The organism is Microbulbifer sp. ABE4_465, assembly GCF_056160765.1.
On record NZ_JBSWXV010000009.1, the window covers coordinates 32,696 to 50,154 of the forward strand.

At 57.7% G+C, this 17,459-nt stretch carries 15 protein-coding genes; 11 read left to right on the plus strand and 4 right to left on the minus strand.

The window, feature by feature from the left end:
* Positions 1-142 precede the first annotated feature (142 nt).
* The 6 genes from speA to ACXAG1_RS13900 all read left to right on the plus strand — a co-directional run bounded on the left by speA (position 143) and on the right by ACXAG1_RS13900 (position 7,563).
* Positions 143-2,065 (plus strand): biosynthetic arginine decarboxylase, encoded by a 1,923-nt coding sequence (speA, locus tag ACXAG1_RS13875; protein WP_475091029.1) that lies wholly within the window; start codon positions 143-145, stop codon positions 2,063-2,065.
* A gap of 83 nt (positions 2,066-2,148) precedes the next feature.
* Positions 2,149-3,342 (plus strand): saccharopine dehydrogenase family protein, encoded by a 1,194-nt coding sequence (locus ACXAG1_RS13880; RefSeq protein ID WP_475120013.1) that lies wholly within the window; start codon positions 2,149-2,151, stop codon positions 3,340-3,342.
* Between the two features lie 111 nt (positions 3,343-3,453).
* Positions 3,454-4,647, plus strand: coding sequence for a carboxynorspermidine decarboxylase (gene nspC / locus ACXAG1_RS13885; protein ID WP_475091031.1), 1,194 nt, complete (start codon positions 3,454-3,456; stop codon positions 4,645-4,647).
* Between the two features lie 383 nt (positions 4,648-5,030).
* Positions 5,031-5,903: an agmatinase gene (gene speB, locus ACXAG1_RS13890; RefSeq protein WP_475120014.1), complete on the plus strand. Its 873-nt coding sequence runs from the start codon at positions 5,031-5,033 to the stop codon at positions 5,901-5,903.
* Between the two features lie 145 nt (positions 5,904-6,048).
* On the plus strand, positions 6,049-6,702 hold the full coding sequence (locus ACXAG1_RS13895; protein ID WP_475091033.1) for a DUF6515 family protein: 654 nt from the start codon (positions 6,049-6,051) through the stop codon (positions 6,700-6,702).
* Positions 6,703-6,729: 27 nt separating this feature from the next.
* A complete protein-coding gene (locus ACXAG1_RS13900; RefSeq protein ID WP_475120015.1) occupies positions 6,730-7,563 on the plus strand; it encodes a cyclase family protein in 834 nt (277 codons plus the stop codon).
* Between the two features lie 6 nt (positions 7,564-7,569).
* On the opposite strand, the gene bioC is transcribed toward ACXAG1_RS13900, so the two are convergent.
* The 3 genes from bioC to bioB are packed head-to-tail and all read right to left on the minus strand — an operon-like array spanning position 7,570 to position 11,404.
* Positions 7,570-9,111 (minus strand): malonyl-ACP O-methyltransferase BioC, encoded by a 1,542-nt coding sequence (gene bioC, locus ACXAG1_RS13905; RefSeq protein ID WP_475120016.1) that lies wholly within the window; start codon positions 9,109-9,111, stop codon positions 7,570-7,572.
* Positions 9,108-10,310 (minus strand): 8-amino-7-oxononanoate synthase, encoded by a 1,203-nt coding sequence (gene bioF, locus ACXAG1_RS13910; protein WP_475120017.1) that lies wholly within the window; start codon positions 10,308-10,310, stop codon positions 9,108-9,110. The genes bioC and bioF overlap by 4 nt, the downstream gene beginning before the upstream one ends.
* 14 nt (positions 10,311-10,324) lie before the next feature.
* The gene (gene bioB, locus ACXAG1_RS13915) at positions 10,325-11,404 is read right to left on the minus strand and encodes a biotin synthase BioB (protein ID WP_475120085.1); all 1,080 of its coding nucleotides are present in this window, start codon (positions 11,402-11,404) and stop codon (positions 10,325-10,327) included.
* 205 nt (positions 11,405-11,609) lie between these two features.
* Between bioB and ACXAG1_RS13920 the strand changes: the two genes are divergently transcribed.
* From ACXAG1_RS13920 to ACXAG1_RS13935, 4 genes are all read left to right on the plus strand, one after another.
* Positions 11,610-12,332 (plus strand): double zinc ribbon domain-containing protein, encoded by a 723-nt coding sequence (locus tag ACXAG1_RS13920; RefSeq protein ID WP_475091037.1) that lies wholly within the window; start codon positions 11,610-11,612, stop codon positions 12,330-12,332.
* Between the two features lie 170 nt (positions 12,333-12,502).
* Positions 12,503-13,393, plus strand: coding sequence for a hypothetical protein (locus ACXAG1_RS13925; protein ID WP_475120018.1), 891 nt, complete (start codon positions 12,503-12,505; stop codon positions 13,391-13,393).
* A 197-nt stretch (positions 13,394-13,590) separates the two neighbouring features.
* A complete protein-coding gene (locus tag ACXAG1_RS13930; RefSeq protein ID WP_475120019.1) occupies positions 13,591-14,601 on the plus strand; it encodes a hypothetical protein in 1,011 nt (336 codons plus the stop codon).
* A gap of 272 nt (positions 14,602-14,873) precedes the next feature.
* Positions 14,874-16,019: a beta-ketoacyl-ACP synthase III gene (locus tag ACXAG1_RS13935; protein WP_475120020.1), complete on the plus strand. Its 1,146-nt coding sequence runs from the start codon at positions 14,874-14,876 to the stop codon at positions 16,017-16,019.
* On the opposite strand, the gene ACXAG1_RS13940 is transcribed toward ACXAG1_RS13935, so the two are convergent.
* The gene (locus ACXAG1_RS13940; RefSeq protein ID WP_475120021.1) at positions 16,016-16,351 is read right to left on the minus strand and encodes an antibiotic biosynthesis monooxygenase family protein; all 336 of its coding nucleotides are present in this window, start codon (positions 16,349-16,351) and stop codon (positions 16,016-16,018) included. The genes ACXAG1_RS13935 and ACXAG1_RS13940 overlap by 4 nt on opposite strands.
* Before the next feature lie 97 nt (positions 16,352-16,448).
* Between ACXAG1_RS13940 and ACXAG1_RS13945 the strand changes: the two genes are divergently transcribed.
* Complete coding sequence (locus ACXAG1_RS13945; protein WP_475120022.1) at positions 16,449-17,456, plus strand: serine/threonine protein kinase; 1,008 nt, start codon at positions 16,449-16,451, stop codon at positions 17,454-17,456.
* The last annotated feature ends 3 nt before the right edge of the window (positions 17,457-17,459 follow it).

The window sequence follows — 17,459 nt, forward strand, 5'->3', positions numbered from 1 at the left end:
TGCTTTCCACACACTCTGGCCCCAAGATTCGCGCCCCAAACGGACCCCTGGTACGGTCCCTTACAGTCATTTACAACACACCGGAACTCAATTCGGAGAACGCTTTCAGAACCCCAGAGGTTCTTCCAACTGAAAAGGCGCCATGAAACAGCAACAAATCGAAAACTGGACCTGCGAAGACTCCGCAGAGCTTTACGGCATCCGCAACTGGGGCGCCGGCTACTTCAATTTGAACCAGTCCGGCGAAATCACCGTGGAAGTGAAGAACGAAGCCGGTGATTTGCATGCGGTTTCCCTGCTGGATATCGCCCACGGCGCCACCGAGCGCGGCCTTGGCATGCCCCTGCTGGTGCGCTTTGAAAACCTGCTCGACGCCCAGATCGCACGCATCAACAATTCTTTCCGCAGCGCCATCGAGAGCAGCGGCTACAAGAATGTGTTCCGCGGCGTATTCCCGATCAAGGTGAACCAGCAGTGCCAGGTGATCGAAGAGATCGCCAAGGCCGGTCGTCAGTTCGGTCACGGGCTGGAAGCGGGCAGCAAGGCGGAGCTGATCGCGGCGCTGTCGATCCTCGACAACACCGACGCGCTGATTGTGTGCAACGGCTACAAGGACGAAGAGTTCATCAATCTGGGCTTGCAGGCCCAGCGTCTCGGCGTGCAGGTATTCTTCGTGGTGGAAACCCCCTCGGAAGTGGACACCATCATCCACTGTGCCGAGCGCGAGAAGGTCGAACCCAATATCGGCGTGCGGGTAAAACTGGCGAGCAAGGTGGGCGGCTACTGGAATGCCACCAGTGGCGACCGCAGTATCTTTGGCCTCGGCAGTAACGACCTGATCGCGATGGTCGACAAGCTGCGCGACCACAATATGCTGCACTGCCTGAAGCTGCTGCACTACCATCTGGGCTCGCAGGTACCAAACATCCGCGACATCCGCACTGGCGTGCTGGAAGCCTGCCGCTACTACGCGGACCTGGTGGAAGAAGGCGCAGCCATGGGTTACCTGGATCTTGGCGGTGGCCTGGCGGTGGACTATGACGGCTCCAAAACCAACTATACCCACTCCAAGAACTACTCCCTGGACGAGTACTGTGTGGACGTGGTGGAAGCCATCATGGGCACCCTGGACAGTGAGGGCGTGGAGCATCCGGTGATCATTACCGAGTCCGGCCGCGCCACGGTAGCCTATTCGTCGGTATTGCTGTTCAACATTCTGGATACCACCAGCTTCGAACCTATCGAGCTGGAGGAAGACCAGATCGGCGAAGACGCGCACCCGATGCTGAAGAACCTGCAGCACGCGCTACAGAGTGTGACGCCGCGAAATCTGCAGGAGAGTTACAACGACGGCCTCTACTACCGCGACGAGATCCGCGCACTCTATCTGCACGGCCAGGTAAGCCTGCGGGACCGCGCGCTGGCGGAGAACCTGTTCTTGCAGTGCGCGCAGAAAATTCGCAAGCTGCTGGACGAGGTGGAGCAGATACCGGTGGACTTGCAGGCCTTACCTGAGGTGCTGTCCGACATTTATTACGCGAACGTGAGTGTGTTTCAGTCCCTGCCGGATATCTGGGCCATCGACCAGCTGTTCCCGCTGGTGCCGGTGCACCGTCTGGATGAAGCGCCGACCCGTTCGGCGATTATCGCGGACATCACCTGCGACTGCGACGGCAAGATCGATCGCTTTATCGACCGCCAGGATGTGCGCAAGACGTTGCCGGTGCACTCGCTAAAAGAGGGCGAAGAATACATCCTCGGGACCTTCCTGGTGGGTGCCTATCAGGAAACCCTGGGTGACCTGCACAACCTGTTTGGTGATACCAACGTGGTGAGTGTGCGCATTGAAGAAGATGGCAGTGTGGATTACAGCCGTGAAATTCACGGGGACAGCATTGCCGACGTGTTGAGTTACGTCGAGTACTCACCCCAGGATCTGTTTGAGCGTTTCCGCAAACTGGCGGAGCGGGCGGTCAAAGAGAAGCGGATCACGCCGCAGCAGCGGAAGGATATTCTGCATACCTACACCGCGAGCATGAGTGGTTACACCTATTTTGAGAAATAGCGGGCAGAAATTCCGTCGCTCACAAAATAGCTTTAAATAACAATTCATTGGTTTTCCCAACATCAGAATCAGGGAGAAAAAATATGGCCAACGTTCTGATTGTAGGCGCCGGCGGCGTCGGTCAGGTGGTTGCACACAAATGTGCGCAGGTTGAAGATGTATTCGAGAATATTACGCTCGCCAGCCGCACCAAATCCAAGTGCGACAAGATCGCCGATATGCTGCCGCGCAAAATCGATACCGCGGAAGTGGATGCGGACAACGTCAAGGAAATGGTCGCGCTGATCGAAAAGGTCAAACCGGACATGGTCATCAACGTGGCCCTGCCGTACCAGGACCTGCACATTATGGATGCGTGCCTGGAAACCGGCGTGCACTACCTGGACACCGCCAACTACGAACCGCCGGAAGAGGCCAAGTTCGAGTACAGCTGGCAGTGGGCCTATAAAGACAAGTTCGAGAAAGCCGGCCTGATGGCGCTGCTGGGCAGTGGTTTTGATCCGGGTGTCACCAGCGTGTTCACCGCTTATGCCAAGAAGCACCACTTCGACCGCATCAAGACCCTGGACATCCTGGACTGTAACGCCGGTGATCACGGCCTGCCGTTTGCCACCAACTTCAACCCGGAGATCAACATCCGCGAGATCACCGCGAATGGTCGCTACTGGGAAGACGGCAAATGGGTGACCACCAAGCCCATGGAAGAAAAGCGGGTATTCGAGTTCCCGGAAGGTATCGGTGAGAAAGACCTGTACCTGCTGTATCACGAAGAGCTGGAATCCCTGTCCACGCACTTCCCGGAAATCGAGCGCGCGCGTTTCTGGATGACCTTCGGTGCCAGCTACCTGAAGCACCTGGAAGTGCTGCAGAATGTGGGCATGACCAGCATCGAGCCGATTGAATTCCAGGGCCAGGAAATTGTGCCGATTCAGTTCCTGAAGGCACTGCTGCCGGACCCGGCGAGCCTCGGCCCGCTGACCAAGGGCAAGACCTGTATCGGCAACATCATCAAGGGTGTGAAAGACGGCGAAGAGAAAATCTACTACGTCTACAACATCTGCGATCACCAGGAGGCCTATAAGGAAGTGCAGTCCCAGGCCATTTCCTACACCACCGGTGTGCCGGCCATGATCGGCGCCAAGATGATGATGGAAGGCAAGTGGATGAAGCCCGGCGTGTGGAACATGGAACAGCTGGATCCGGATCCCTTTATGGACGACCTGAACAAGTACGGCCTGCCCTGGCAGGAAACCTGGTTGGACAAACCGTTCGTTTAACCTTTCCATCTGGATACCGGCCTTCGCCGGTATGACGATCACCGTCACCCCGGCGAAGGCCGGGGTCCAGTATTCCACGCGATAGACTTTCAGGAACCACACCTCCCACCTATGGACCTCACTCCCCGCAAAGACTACTTCGGCGAATTCGACCCCACCCGCGTTTCCACCCCGTGCTTCGTAGTGGACGAAATCGCCCTGCGCGACAATCTCGAAGTCCTCGCCGATGTGCAAAAGCGCAGCGGCGCCAAGGTGCTCGCCGCGCTGAAAGCGTTTTCGATGTTCAGCATCGGGCCCATCGTCGCGGAGTATCTTTCCGGCACCTGCGCCAGCGGCATCAACGAAGCGCGACTGGGCTTCGAAGAGTACGGCGGCAAGGATAAGGGCAAAGAGGTACACGTTTTCAGTGCCGGCTACAAAGAGCAGGAACTGAAAGACATCCTCGAGTTCGCGCACCATGTAATCTTCAATTCGTTCTCCCAGTGGAAACGCTACAAGTCTTTGTGCCTGGAAGCGCAGAAGAAGCGCCCGGAGTTGCAGTTCGGCCTGCGCATCAACCCGGAACACTCGGAAGGTCACACCCCGATCTACGATCCCTGCGCGCCCTGCTCGCGCCTGGGTATCGTGCGCTCGCTGTTTGACGGCGAAGACTTAACCGGTATTAGCGGCCTGCATTTCCACACTTTGTGTGAACAGGACTTCAAGCCGTTGGAGCGCACCATCAAGGCGGTGGAAGAAAAGTTTGGCGATCTGATTCCGCAAATGCAATGGATCAACTTCGGCGGCGGCCACCATATCACCCGTTGCGATTATCAGGTGGAAGAACTGATCAGTGCCGTGAAAGCTTTTTCCGAGAAGCACGATGTGCAGGTGTATCTGGAGCCCGGCGAAGCGGTTGCGCTATTTTGCGGTGTGTTGGTGGGCGAGGTGGTCGACCTGGCCTGGAACGGCAAGAACCAGGCGATCCTCGATGTCTCCGCTACCTGCCATATGCCGGATGTGATCGAGATGCCTTACCGCCCGGAAATCACCGGTGCATCACTGCCGGAGGAACTCCCCCACGCCTATCAGCTGGGCGGGCAGAGTTGTCTCGCGGGTGACAGAATTGGCGAATACAGTTTTGCCGATCCACTGAAAATCGGCGACCGGATTGTGTTTGAAGAAATGGCATACTACACCATGGTCAAAACCAATACCTTCAACGGCATTCCTTTACCTTCCATTGCTTTGTGGAATTCGGATACCGACGAATTGCGAATGATCAAAGAATTCGGGTACGAGGACTTTAAAAGTCGCCTCTCGTGACGCCCACCCACCGCAGGAGCTCTGAAGCAACTACGGTGGCGGTGAAGCACCGGGTGAAAGGTTTCAAAACCGAGCTAGGCGCCCCCCTGGGAATACATCCCTGTACGCTGCGTCGGCGACGTCCCTGTCGCCGACGCTTTTGAAACCTTTCACCCGGCACTTCACCTTAATATCTAGCCATACTGCTTCGTAAGGTACTTGAGAGGAATACGTACTCAAATACCACGGAGCTGAATACTTGAAGCGAAGGTGGAGTGGCGGGTGCAGGTTTTCAGGAGCGTCGCAAACAGGATGTTTGCGCCGCAGCGCCCAGGGATGGGTTCACAGCGGTCCTGAAAACCTGCACCCGCCACTCCGCCGCCACAAACGGTTACAAAGAACCCATGCACCAAGAAGACCCCAACATTTTCCTCGGTTCCGAAATCGAGCAGCCGAAGCCCGAAGATGCCCTGTTCCATATTCTGCCGATACCGTACGAAGAAACCGTCTCCTACGGCGGTGGTACCGGCAAGGGCCCGGCGGCGATTATCGAAGCGTCCCACCAGCTGGAAACCTTCGATAACTTTTCGTCCCCCTGTGAACTCGGCATCTACACCCGCGACCCGGTAGACGTCAGCGGCCCCGCCGAAACAGTCATGGACAATATCGCCAGCGCCACCACCGATATTCTCAGACAGGGAAAAATGCCCGTGGGCATCGGCGGTGAACACTCCGTCACCTGGGGCATCATCAAAGGCTACCTGGACGCCGGGATCAGCGACTTCGGCGTGGTGCAGATCGACGCCCACGCCGACCTGCGCGACCGCTACGAAGGCCACAAACACAGCCACGCCAGCGTCATGCGCCTGGTGTGCGAAGCGGGTATCCCGCTGTACCAGCTCGGAATCCGCGCCTACTGCGAAGAAGAGATGGAAGCCCGCAAACAGTACAACGTGCGCTACCTGGACGCCCACCAGCTGGTGCCCACCCAGATCCAGTCCATCGAACTTCCGGAAGACTTCCCCAGCAAGGTGTTCTTCACCCTGGATATCGACGGCATGGACCCATCGGTCTTCCCATCCACCGGCACCCCGGTACCCGGCGGTCTCGGTTGGTACCAAACCCTGAACCTGTTTGAGTCTGTCGCCAAGCAGCGGGAAATCATCGGCTTTGACCTGCTGGAGTTCGCCCCCATCGAAGGCTTCCACGCCTACGAATTTGGCGCGGCACAGCTGCTGTACAAACTGATGGGTATCGTCCAGCGCAATCGACGTTGAGGGCAGTGCAGTGGCCCACGGGTCACCACCACCGATGCGCTGAAATGACAATTCTTAACGATCGATTGGGCGCCGCCCGTAGCGCGCATCGCCAGATGCGTTTATTATTTGTTCAATAGTAAGTGCTCGCTTCGCGGGGGATTCAATGAACAAAACGGCAAAAATTTTGACGTTCGGCGTAGGCGTCGCAGCCCTGCTGTCGATGGCCTTTGCCGCACCACCAGCTTCCGCACACGGCGGTCATCGCGGCCATTATCACGGCCCGGGCCATCATCATCGCGGCTACTGGGGCCCGCGCTACCGGGGTCCACGAATTGGCATCGGTGTGACGGTTCCGGTACTGCCCGGTGGCTTTGTAAACCTGAACGTGGGCGGTCGGCCCTATTTCTACGGTGGCGGCGCCTTCTATCGCCCAGGCCCCCGGGGCTACGTGACCGTGGCGGCACCGCTGGGAGCTGCGGTGCTGACGTTGCCCGCCAGTGCGGTGCGGGTTCAGGTCGGTGGCTTCACCTACTATCAGTACGGGGGCGCCTACTATCAGTGGCAACCGCCGGTGAACCGCTACGTGGTGGTTCCTGCACCGGCTGCAGTCACCACCACCGTTACTACCACCACAACAACCACATCGGGACCGGTAGCTCACGGGGCCGCCTACAGCCCTGGCCAGGTGGTGGAGACCCTGCCCACTGGCTATAGCGCAGAAGTAATCAACGGCATCCAGTACTACCGCTACGGCGGCCACTATTTTATGCCCACCCAGCGGGATGGCCGCGAGGTGTATGTGGTGGTGCAGGTTTAATCGCGAATAAATCAACAAGGAACTGTTATGCACCTGCGGACACGGACGTCCCGACTCCTGGCAATCACCCTACTGGCAACCACGTGGATCACCACGGCTTTTTCTTCCCCACCATTGGCCGACCTTTTTCCCCTGGGCCGCTGGATTGACCTGTCCCACGATTTCGCCGACGACACTCTCTATTGGCCGACGGCCGATAAGTTTGCCAAGAGCACAGTGTTCGCCGGGGAGACAGACAAAGGTTATTACTACTCCGCCTACAATCTGGCGACCGCTGAGCACGGCGGTACCCATGTCGACGCACCGGTACACTTTGCCCGCGACCATATCAGCGTGGACAAAATACCCCTTGAGCAGTTGATTGGCCCCGGGATCGTGATCCGCGTGGCAGATCAAGTCGGTAAAAAAGATAAGGCGGACCGCAATTACCTGATTTCCGTCGCGGATATTGAACGCTGGGAAAATCAGCACGGCACTATCGCAAAAGACACCATCGTGCTGTTCGATACCGGCAATGCGCAGTACTGGCCGGATGCGGAAAAATATATGGGCACCGCCGAGCGCGGTGACGCGGCAGTGGCAAAATTGAACTTCCCGGGGCTATCGCCGGAGGCGGCGATTTTTCTCGCCGAGAAGCGCGGGGTGAAAGCGGTGGGGCTGGATACGCCGAGCATTGATTACGGTGCATCCAGGCTTTTCAAAACCCACCGGGAATTATTCAAACGGAACATTCCCGCTCTGGAAAATGTGGCGAATCTCAAGTCTTTACCAGACAAGGGCTTCACGCTGATTGCACTGCCGATGAAAATTCGCGGTGGCAGTGGTGGCCCGACTCGGGTGGTGGCGTTTATTCCCCAATAGCGGCCGTTAAACGGATGCGGCTACGCCCAATGCAGCCGCATCAGCGTCACGGTGTGCCAATTGCAGATACAGCACCTGATACGTGGCCGGTAGGCCTGCGGGGGTGCGCTGCCGTTCATAGGCTTCGGTCAGCGTGCGCAACTTTTCCCGGCTCAGCAGTCCCTTGCCCGCTGCGCGATTGACATTGTGGGCGCCAATACTTTTCAGCTCCTGCATCAGGGTTTTGAGCTTATTGAAGTGTAAGGCGCGCTGTTCGGTGCTGCTTGCGCAATCCAGATGATTACTTTCGCAGGCACTGCGCCAGTCGTCGACTTCCAGGAAACGGTTTACGTGTACCGCATCGTCCACCGCCGCCCAGCTCGTTTCCAGTTCTCGCAAGGTGCCCGGCACCAGGGTGGAAATCAGTGTGTTGCCAGCAGGGCTCATTACGCGGCGGATCTCGGCAAACAGTATTGGCAAATCGTAGCACCATTGCAGGGCAAAGCTGGAAAACACCAGATCGATCGTTCCGTCCGCCAGCGGTAACTGCTCCGCGTCTGCCGCCACGTAGCCATTCGCCGCCGGGCGATGCTCACGGGCGTAGCTCAGCATCTGCGGGGCGATATCCAGGGCGATGATTTCCGCATCGGGGAAGCGTTTGCGCAACAGCGCACTGCCGTAGCCGGTGCCGCTGCCGAGATCGAGAATCCGTTTCGGCGACCAGCTTTCTCCGGCGCGGCTCAACAGCTCGCGGCAAACCGCGCGCTGTAAATGGGCCGCGGCATCGTAGCTTGCGGCCGCACGACCGAAGGCGCGCGCCACCGAGGATTTTTCCAGTGGTGCTGAGTTATGGTTTAGTGGCGCAACAAAGCCCTTGATGAGCCCGGTAATTTCTTGCGGACGAGTCAGATGCGGGCAGTGACCCGAATTGGGAATGATTTCGACCTGCGCGCTCAGGACCTCAATTTCACGCGCTGCAGCGACCGGCACCAATGCATCCCCATCGCCGAAAATATGCAACGCGGGGATTTTTAGATTCGCCAGTAAAGCGCGGTTATCCAGCTCACCCAAACAGTTCAGTGCATCCGACCAGCTTTGCGGAATCGGCGCAGGCTGCCAGCCCTTCAGGGCTTTTAACAAGCTGCGCATCTCCGAGTCACCGCGCGCCTCCAGGCCGCAAAAGCGCGCGACGTTTTTCTCCGGAGCCTCACGCTGGGCGCGGCAGAACTCTGCAAAGACACTTTCATCCATTCCCGGCCAATCGTCCCGTGCAACAAAGCTACCATTGCTGGCAATGGTAATCAGGCCGCGAACTTTACTGCTTGTCGCCGCCATTCGCGCTGCCAGCATTCCGCCCAGGGACCAGCCGATCAGTACACAATCCTCGGGTAGCTGTGCTTCCAGTTGAGCAAGCAGTTCGTCGGTATTCGGCCAGGACTCCTGCGCCCGCGCACCGAAGCCCGGCAGCTCGATATTGACGGTCTCCCCGAACAATCCTTCCAGCTGTACGAGCAGTGACTGCCAGCAGCGCGCGTCGCCGCCCCAACCGTGGATCAGCGCCAGGTTCATACCGCCACCTCGCGACCTTTGATTGCTGCCAGCGCCTCGACCAGTGCAGACAGTATTCCGTCGATCTGAATTTCCGTGTGTGCAGCCGAGAGGGTGATACGCAGGCGCGCGGTGCCAGCGGGCACCGTGGGTGGGCGAATGGCCCCGACCAGGTAGCCCGCTTTCTGCAACTGTTCGGCAACATCCATTACGGTTTTTTCGCAGCCCAGCACCAGCGGCTGAATCGCACTGGTGGAGTTTTCCAGCGGCAGTTCGAGTGCGGCGGCGCGCTCGCGGAAGTAAGCAATACGCTGCTGCAAGGACTCCCGCAATGGCTCCTGCTGCATCAATTCCAGTGCGCGCAGACAGCCCGCCGCCACCGCCGGTGGCATGCCGGTGGTGTAAATATAGGTGCGGGCAAACTGGGTGAGGTAATCGATCAGAGCTTGAGAACCGGCGATAAAGGCACCGCCATTACCAGCGGCCTTGCCCAGTGTACCCATGACGATAGGTGCAGAATCCTGATCCAGCCCCGCTGCGGCAACGCTACCGGCACAGGGAAATTCATCGCTGCCCATCACGCCGAGGCCGTGGGCCTCGTCCACCATCAACCAGGCATCAAAGCGCTGACACAAAGACGCCATTTCAGCGAGCGGCGCGCTATCACCGTCCATGCTGTAGACGCCGTCCACCGCCAGCAGGATTTTTCCGTCAGACTTTTCCCGTGCGCGCCGGAGCTGCCGCTCCAGGCCGCGCAGGTCATTGTGGGCAAAGCGCAGATACTGGGCGCCAGAAATACGCCCGCCGTCGATCAGCGATGCATGATTGAGCTTGTCCTGCACCACAAAATCACCGCGCCCCACCAGCGCGTTGATCGCGCCCACATTGGCCATATAACCACTGCCAAACAACAGCGCGGCCTCGCGCCCGGTGACTTCGGCGATCTTGTGTTGCAGCTGCCGGTGAATATCGAAATGGCCATTGACGAGATGGGAGGCGGTCGCCCCCGCGCCCAGGAGCGCGCCGCGCTGCTGCGCGGCGATCACCTCAGGATGCGAGGCCAAGCCGAGGTAATCGTTGCTACTGAACGCGATCAGCTCGCGGCCATCGACCACCGCCACCGGGCCCGGCGCGGCATCGAGAATTTTGTGCTGGCGATACAACTGCTGCGCCCGGCGCTCGGCCAGGCGCGTGTTCAGAAAATTCTGTAGGCTGGACACAACAACCGATGCACTTACGCCTTGGCGGCGTCGTAGAAGTGGTCGTTATAAAGGGTTTCATTTTGTTGGTCTGCAATCTGGGATTGCAGCTCCGCTTCCACCGCCGCTTCGTCTTCGTGCTGGTGGTATTCCTCCGGCTTGATACCAAGGCGGTTGAATAGCTGCATATCCTTGTTGGCTTCCGGGTTACCGGTGGTGAGCAGTTTTTCCCCGTAAAAGATGGAATTGGCACCGGCGAGGAACGCCAGGGACTGCATCTCATCGTTCATGGATTCGCGGCCGGCGGACAGGCGCACGTGGGACCTCGGCATCATGATGCGGGCCACGGCGATGCAGCGGATAAACTCGAACGGATCGAGATCCTTGTTGTTTTCCAGCGGGGTGCCGGCGACTTTCACCAGCATATTGATGGGCACGGATTCCGGCTGCTCGGACAGATTCGCCAGCTGCATCAGCAGCCCCGCGCGATCTTTCTCTTCTTCCCCCAGACCGATAATGCCACCGGCACACACCTTCATACCCGCCGCGCGCACATTGGACAGGGTGTTCAGGCGATCTTCGTAGGTGCGGGTGGTGATGATATCGCCGTAGTATTCCGGCGAGGTATCCAGGTTGTGGTTGTAGTAGTCGAGACCGGCGTCCGCCAGATCCTTGGCCTGCTCGTCATTGAGCATCCCCAGGGTCATGCAGGTCTCGAGACCCAGAGACTTCACTTCTTTCACCATCCTGGTGACATAAGGCATGTCTTTTTTCTTCGGCGAGCGCCAGGCGGCACCCATACAGAAGCGGGTGGCACCGCTGGCCTTAGCCGCACGGGCCTCTTCCACCACCGCCTCGACCTTCATCAGCTTCTCGCGCTCCAGGCCGGTATCGTAGCGGGCACTCTGGGGGCAGTAGCTGCAGTCTTCCGGACAGGCGCCGGTCTTGATGGAGCAGAGGGTGCTCACCTGTACCCGGTTGGCGTCAAAATGCTGGCGGTGCACCGTCTGCGCGGTGAACAGCAGATCGTTGAACGGCATAGCAAACAGGTCCAGCACCTGCTGGCGGGTCCAGTCGTGGCGCACCTGGCCGTAGGTCGAAGACGCGGAAGACATTTGCGGGTTGGCAGTCACAGGGATTATTCTCCTCAGACAGCGGGACTCGCTGGTCACCGCGTCGTGATCGGTCGTACAACCGGGTTATTCCGTAAAGCTCGTCAGTTTAGCGGTGCCCCCTTCGCTGTCAACCAAGAGAACCAGCTCTGGTTTACAAGTGTCGATCCGGGTGCTGAATGGAGAATTGCGATCAGGGAGGATTGCAGTGGCGTTACACCGTCTTTTTGGTCAGATTATCAGCCGCTCGGTAGACCGGCACCTGGCGCGCTGCCTGCTGTGCGGTAGCGGAGAAGAGGTGCAGTTCGGCATCTGCGGCCCTTGCCAGCAGGAGTTACCGGGCCTGGAACACCCCTGCCAGCGATGCGCTCTCCCACTGGCGGCCCCCAGCGACCACACCTGCGCCGGTTGCCTGCAACACCCCCCTCCCCAATCCAACAGCTACGCCAGCTGGACCTACGCCTATCCGATATCGCAACTGGTACAGCGCTTCAAATACCGCCGCGACCTCGCCGCCGGCCGCACCCTCGCCGAACTCACCGCCGAACAGCTGAAAGCGCAGATAAAAGGAGATCAACGCCCGGACCTGCTGGTGCCGGTACCCATGCACTGGCGCAAGCAACTGTTCGAACGCGGCTACAACCAGGCCCAGCTGATCGCGGATATCCTCGGCAAACACTGGCGCATCCCGGTAGACGCCCGCGCCCTGCGCAAGATCACCGCCACCGGTAGCCAGCAGAAGCTGAAACGTACCCAACGGCGCAAAAACCTGATTCGCAGTTTTAAGGCGCATCCTAAGGTACAGGGACTGCATATCGGACTGGTGGATGATGTGATTACCACCGGTGCTACGGTGGAGGCGGCGGCGCAGTCGCTGCTGGATGCTGGTGCAAAGAACATAAGTACATTTGCATTGGCGCGAGTGCCATAGAGAACCGGATTACCCTTAGCCCGCACGCAAAACACCCGAATAATTTTCACAGGTGTCCCAGTTAAAACCCTGTAATAACAGGTAATTCCCAGCCGCTAGGATCCCTATGAATGTTCCGGTAAAGTTACATCCGATGAACCTATCAATCAGGCCAAACCCGAAATTTCTCCATGCTCAAACGACTCTTCGCCTCGCGCAAACACCCCTACGTTCCCGGCCTGAATCAGCGGGAGAAAATCGAGATCGACATTTCCGGCAGCCGCCTAACCATGCTGCTGCCACCGCATAGTGATTCCGAAGGGTTCCGGCGGGAGCCTCCGCCACGCCACATCAACCTACACGACCCGGATATGTTTTATACCGATGAGGAGTTACCGGAATGGCAGCGGAGTGGGTCGTCCTTCTACCATGGGCCAAAGGCAAATCGCCACTGGGAATTCTTCGGCCCCCCCTGGCGCTCTCGCCCCTATGGCTTTATAGCGTTTAGCATGCCTATTTCACGCCAAGACGCCATGCCGGAAGGAATGAGCTGTTTCAATCCGGCACATCTAGAGCAAGTAATCGACCGAGCCCTCTACTTTGGTACAGGTGGACCTGCACAGCCAACTTTCCCAAAAGAAAATGGACCATTCAACTGGCAGTTACAGCGAAAATCTGGAGTAACGGGTATCTATTTTGAATCCCACCGTGATTTTTCAGACTGCACCTCTGAACCCGAACCTTTCGAGCTAGCATCTCGAACTAGTGTATTAGTTCTTCCTCTCGAACACCGCTACTGCCTAAGTATTTCGTTCCGTTATTTTGGCTACGCGCCAGCAGAGGACTGCCTCAAAAATATGAATAATGTCAGAGATTCGACATTGAATTCGATTCAGTTAGACCTTGCTCCTACAGCAATAGAGCAGCTATCTGAAGCACAGAAAAAATGGCCCGACGCCAGAGCTAGCGAGAATCGCGAACCAGAATCATGGCAATACCCTGAGTGGCGCGCTGGAAAAAACAATGAGCCGGAAATAGTTATTCTCAAACCCGGTAGCCCACACCCCGTATTTACTCCCTGACACATTAATTGACTGCAACGAAGGATTCATTCAACAAGGATCAAGTTATGAGTTCCCCAGATAATCATTGAAAAATACTAATCCCGAAACATTCCAACCCAAATGCCAGCCGAAATATCTATGTGCATAGTGACCACTATGCTGACTGGATGGCAATAAAGAAGTCGCATGAAGGCGACTACTATCTAGGATCCATTATGCGCGCCGCATATAGCTTGAACTCTCGTGCTGGTGGTCGCTCGAATAAGCCCGCTCATTTAGCGCAGCCTGGGTTTGCCATTCATTACCTTATTGATGAGCACGGGAACGTAAAGCTTTTAAACTTGGATGTGGATAAGAAATATCAGGCCGCAGGTGACCAACAATCTACAGGTCTCTATCGTGTCAAATATTCAGCGGGGGAAAAGGGAGAAGGTTGGTTCACAGACAATATCGAAAATACAAAATTAGATCTCCGTCATCGCTGGAAGGAAGCCCATTACGCCGCAGTAGCAGGAAAGTTTGATGACAAAGAGCGAGCAGGCGCAAAATTAATCGACCATATTCGCAACGCCTACGCTGGCGAGCTGCGCGGCCACGCCATCGATAAACCTAACAAGCACTACTCCCTTTTCTGGCAAAATGGTGGCTACCGCAGCGACCACCAAAGCAATCAACTGGCGTCCTTGCTTCAGCAGGCCATGGGACAGAAATCCCGCGTACACTGGCTCGCTCACGGCGAGGGTGCTGGCACTTTAGTCCGCGCCATGAAGATTTTGAAAACTGGCCCCAAGCTTCAGCATTCAGAAAACGATTCAAAAGTCCGCGCTCGTCAGGTCGTGTACTTTTCCAACCCTCGCGGCAAAGGCACTAAAACCAAAGAACTGGAAACACTCTGCGAGCAGGTAGGGTTCGACCTGGCAGGTATTAACCGGAACACAAATGACCTATGGGACCGCGAAACCAATGGCGCGCACTCAGATAGATTCTTACCGATAATCGCTAAACTTGGTGTGGGTGGTGCAGTAGGCACTTTCGGCTTCGACACTTTCGCAAAAGCCATTAACCTCACCATGCAAGCCGCGGGTCCCGCTGGCACCATCGCCGCTGGGCTCGGTTGTTACATTATCGGGAAAAGCGTCTATAACGATCTCAGTGGCCACGCTCGCAGCCTCAAGGGCGTTTGCCAGAACACTCTGGGCAAAGGCAACCAGAACTGGGCAGCTTAGCTTCAATCCACTTACTCAAAGGCCGCCAAGTATCTGCTTAGCGGCCATGGCCAATTCCCCCCACATCTCAGCCAGATCCCCAACCTGACCAACCGGTACTCCCGTGCTCGTTTCTAGACCAATGTGACTCCAGGCGCCACAATAGTCGCCCTTTTTGGCGGCTGCGCAAAAATCCACCGGCTGCTAACGTTATAAATAGAGTTCGCCCGAACCGGCCCGCCAAGAACAGGGCCCACGCGGGTGTAACGCACAGGATGATGGGACCCAGAAACATGAGTGAATTCAAAATGCCCCGCGGCATCGTGATCAGCGGTACCGGGCTGTGGACGCCGCCGGAATCCATCAGCAATGAAGAGCTGGTGCAGGCGCTCAATACCTTTGCGGAGAAATATAACCGCGAGAATGCCGATGCCATCGAGTCCGGCGAACTACAGGCGAAACCCTATTCTTCCGCGGAATTTATCGAGAAGGCCTCCGGCATCAAGAACCGCTATGTGATCAGCAAGGAAGGCATCCTCGATCCGGAGCGTATGCGCCCCTATCTGCCGGAGCGCGCCGATGAAGAGCTGTGTCTGCAGGCGGAGATGGGTCTGAAGGCGGCGAAGCTGGCGCTGGAGAAGGCCAACAAAAAGCCGGAAGACATCGATGCGGTGATTGTGGGTGCCTCCTACCTGCAGCGGGCCTATCCGGCGATTGCCATCGAAATCCAGGGCGAGCTGGGCATCGACGGTTTTGCGTTTGATATGGAAGTGGCCTGTTCCTCGGCGACCTTCGCGCTGCAGCGTGCGGTGGATGCGATCAGCTCCGGCTCCGCTAAATCCGTACTGGTGATCAACCCGGAACTGGCCTCGCCACAGGTGGACTACACCGATCGCGACAGCCACTTTATTTTTGGTGATGTGGCGGTGGCCACGGTGGTGGAGCGCAAGGACAATTGCAACGCGGAAACCGCGTGGGAAATTCTCGGCACCAAGGCGAAGACCGTTTTCTCGAATAATATCCGCTCCAACGTCAGCTACACCTCCCGCGCCGCGGATGTGGATCCGTTCGGCGAGGGCAAGCTGTTCCGCCAGAACGGCCGCAAGGTGTTCAAGGAAGTCTGCCCAATGGCGGCGGCGCACCTGGAAACTCAGGTTCAGGAACTGGGTTACGAGCCCAATGCAATCAGTCGCTGGTGGCTGCACCAGGCGAATATCAATATGAACCTGTTGATTGCGAAAAAACTGATGGGCGACGACGCCACACCAGAGCGCGCGCCGATCGTGCTGGATGAATTCGCCAACACCGGTTGTGCGGGCTCGGTAATTGCCTTTAACCGCAACAGCGACGATCTGCCCGTGGGCAGCACCGGGGTGATCTGCTCATTCGGTGCGGGTTATTCCATTGGCAGTCTGGCGCTGGAAAAAATCGCCGTCTAATCAGATCTGTTTCCGCTGCCGCCGTCTGGCGGCAGCACTACCCACTCCGGTTCTTCATACCCGCCCAGGCTGCGAATCTCCACAAACGGCGCGGCACTCTTGATGATCTTTTCGATTTCCGGACTGTGATTGTTTTCCATGGCGTCGCGGTGCGCTTTGGATTGCCAGCGGGCGATGGCGATCAGCTTGTCCGGGTCGCCGATTTTGCGGTGTAGTTCGGTACCCATGGCACCGGGAGCCTGCTGAATCAGTTCGGAGGCGCGCACCCAGGCTTCTGCATACTCCTCGGCACTGTGGCCCTGTTTCATTTTGACTTCAAAAATGTACTTCACTGCCCGCTCCTTTTTTGATTTGGCCCGCCACTGGCAACCGCGTTAGCATAGCGCCCCCTGCCAATCCGAGCTTTGCGAGGCTCACTGGAGCACCGCCATGACCGAATCGTCAACTTCCTCTCAAGCCTCATCTCATCCCTATGATGCACTCACCCCGGACCGGGTGATCGATTGCGTGGAGAGCCTGGGGCTGCTCTCGGATGCGCGTATTTTTCCGCTCAACAGTTACGAGAACCGCGTCTATCAGGTGGGTATCGACGAGGCGCAGCCGCTGATCGCGAAGTTCTACCGCCCGGGTCGCTGGAGCGATGCGCAGATCAACGAGGAGCACCAGTTTGCCCTGGAGCTGGCGGATGCGGAAATTCCGGTGGTGGCACCGCTGGTGTTCGATGGCCAAACCCTGCACGAGGCCCACGGCTTCCGCTTTGCCCTGTTTCCGCGCCGCGGCGGGCACCAGATCGAGCTGGATAACTTCGAGCACCTGGAACAGGTGGGCACCATGCTCGGGCGTATTCACGCCATGGGCGCGGCGCGTCCCTTCAAGCACCGTACCTCGCTGAGCCTGCAACGCTTTGCCATCGACAGCCGCGAATTTATTCTCGGCGGCGATTTCCTGCCGCGGGAAAACGTGGAGGCCTATGCCACCACTACCGCGTATATCATCGAGCAGATTACCCCGGTGCTGGAGCAGGACTGGCCGACCATCCGGCTACATGGCGACTGCCACAGCGGCAATTTTTTGTGGCGCGACGAGACCCCCTGGTTTGTGGATCTGGACGACTGTCTGCAGGGCCCGGCGATCCAGGATATCTGGATGCTGATTTCCGGTGACCGCGCCGAGGCCACCGCTTACCTCGACACCGTGGTCGAAGGCTACGAAACCTTCTACCCTTTCGACCCGGCACAACTGCAATTGATCGAACCATTGCGCTGCCTGCGCCAGATGCACCACGCCGCCTGGCTGGCGCGGCGCTGGGAGGATCCGGCCTTCCCCATGGCCTTCCCCTGGTTCAATACGCCGCGCTACTGGGCGGAACATATTCTGGCACTGCGGGAGCAATTGTCCGCCCTGCAGGAACCGCCATTGACCCTCGGTGCGGTCTGAATG

What these genes read in the sequence shown, in the direction of transcription:
- speA (WP_475091029.1), top strand. Translation starts at nt 143, where the DNA reads ATGAAACAGCAACAAATCGAAAACTGGACCTGCGAAGACTCCGCAGAG.
- ACXAG1_RS13880 (WP_475120013.1), top strand. Translation starts at nt 2,149, where the DNA reads ATGGCCAACGTTCTGATTGTAGGCGCCGGCGGCGTCGGTCAGGTGGTT.
- nspC (WP_475091031.1), top strand. Translation starts at nt 3,454, where the DNA reads ATGGACCTCACTCCCCGCAAAGACTACTTCGGCGAATTCGACCCCACC.
- speB (WP_475120014.1), top strand. Translation starts at nt 5,031, where the DNA reads ATGCACCAAGAAGACCCCAACATTTTCCTCGGTTCCGAAATCGAGCAG.
- ACXAG1_RS13895 (WP_475091033.1), top strand. Translation starts at nt 6,049, where the DNA reads ATGAACAAAACGGCAAAAATTTTGACGTTCGGCGTAGGCGTCGCAGCC.
- ACXAG1_RS13900 (WP_475120015.1), top strand. Translation starts at nt 6,730, where the DNA reads ATGCACCTGCGGACACGGACGTCCCGACTCCTGGCAATCACCCTACTG.
- bioC (WP_475120016.1), bottom strand. Translation starts at nt 9,111, where the DNA reads ATGAACCTGGCGCTGATCCACGGTTGGGGCGGCGACGCGCGCTGCTGG.
- bioB (WP_475120085.1), bottom strand. Translation starts at nt 11,404, where the DNA reads ATGTCTTCCGCGTCTTCGACCTACGGCCAGGTGCGCCACGACTGGACC.
- ACXAG1_RS13925 (WP_475120018.1), top strand. Translation starts at nt 12,503, where the DNA reads ATGCTCAAACGACTCTTCGCCTCGCGCAAACACCCCTACGTTCCCGGC.
- ACXAG1_RS13930 (WP_475120019.1), top strand. Translation starts at nt 13,591, where the DNA reads ATGCGCGCCGCATATAGCTTGAACTCTCGTGCTGGTGGTCGCTCGAAT.
- ACXAG1_RS13935 (WP_475120020.1), top strand. Translation starts at nt 14,874, where the DNA reads ATGAGTGAATTCAAAATGCCCCGCGGCATCGTGATCAGCGGTACCGGG.
- ACXAG1_RS13945 (WP_475120022.1), top strand. Translation starts at nt 16,449, where the DNA reads ATGACCGAATCGTCAACTTCCTCTCAAGCCTCATCTCATCCCTATGAT.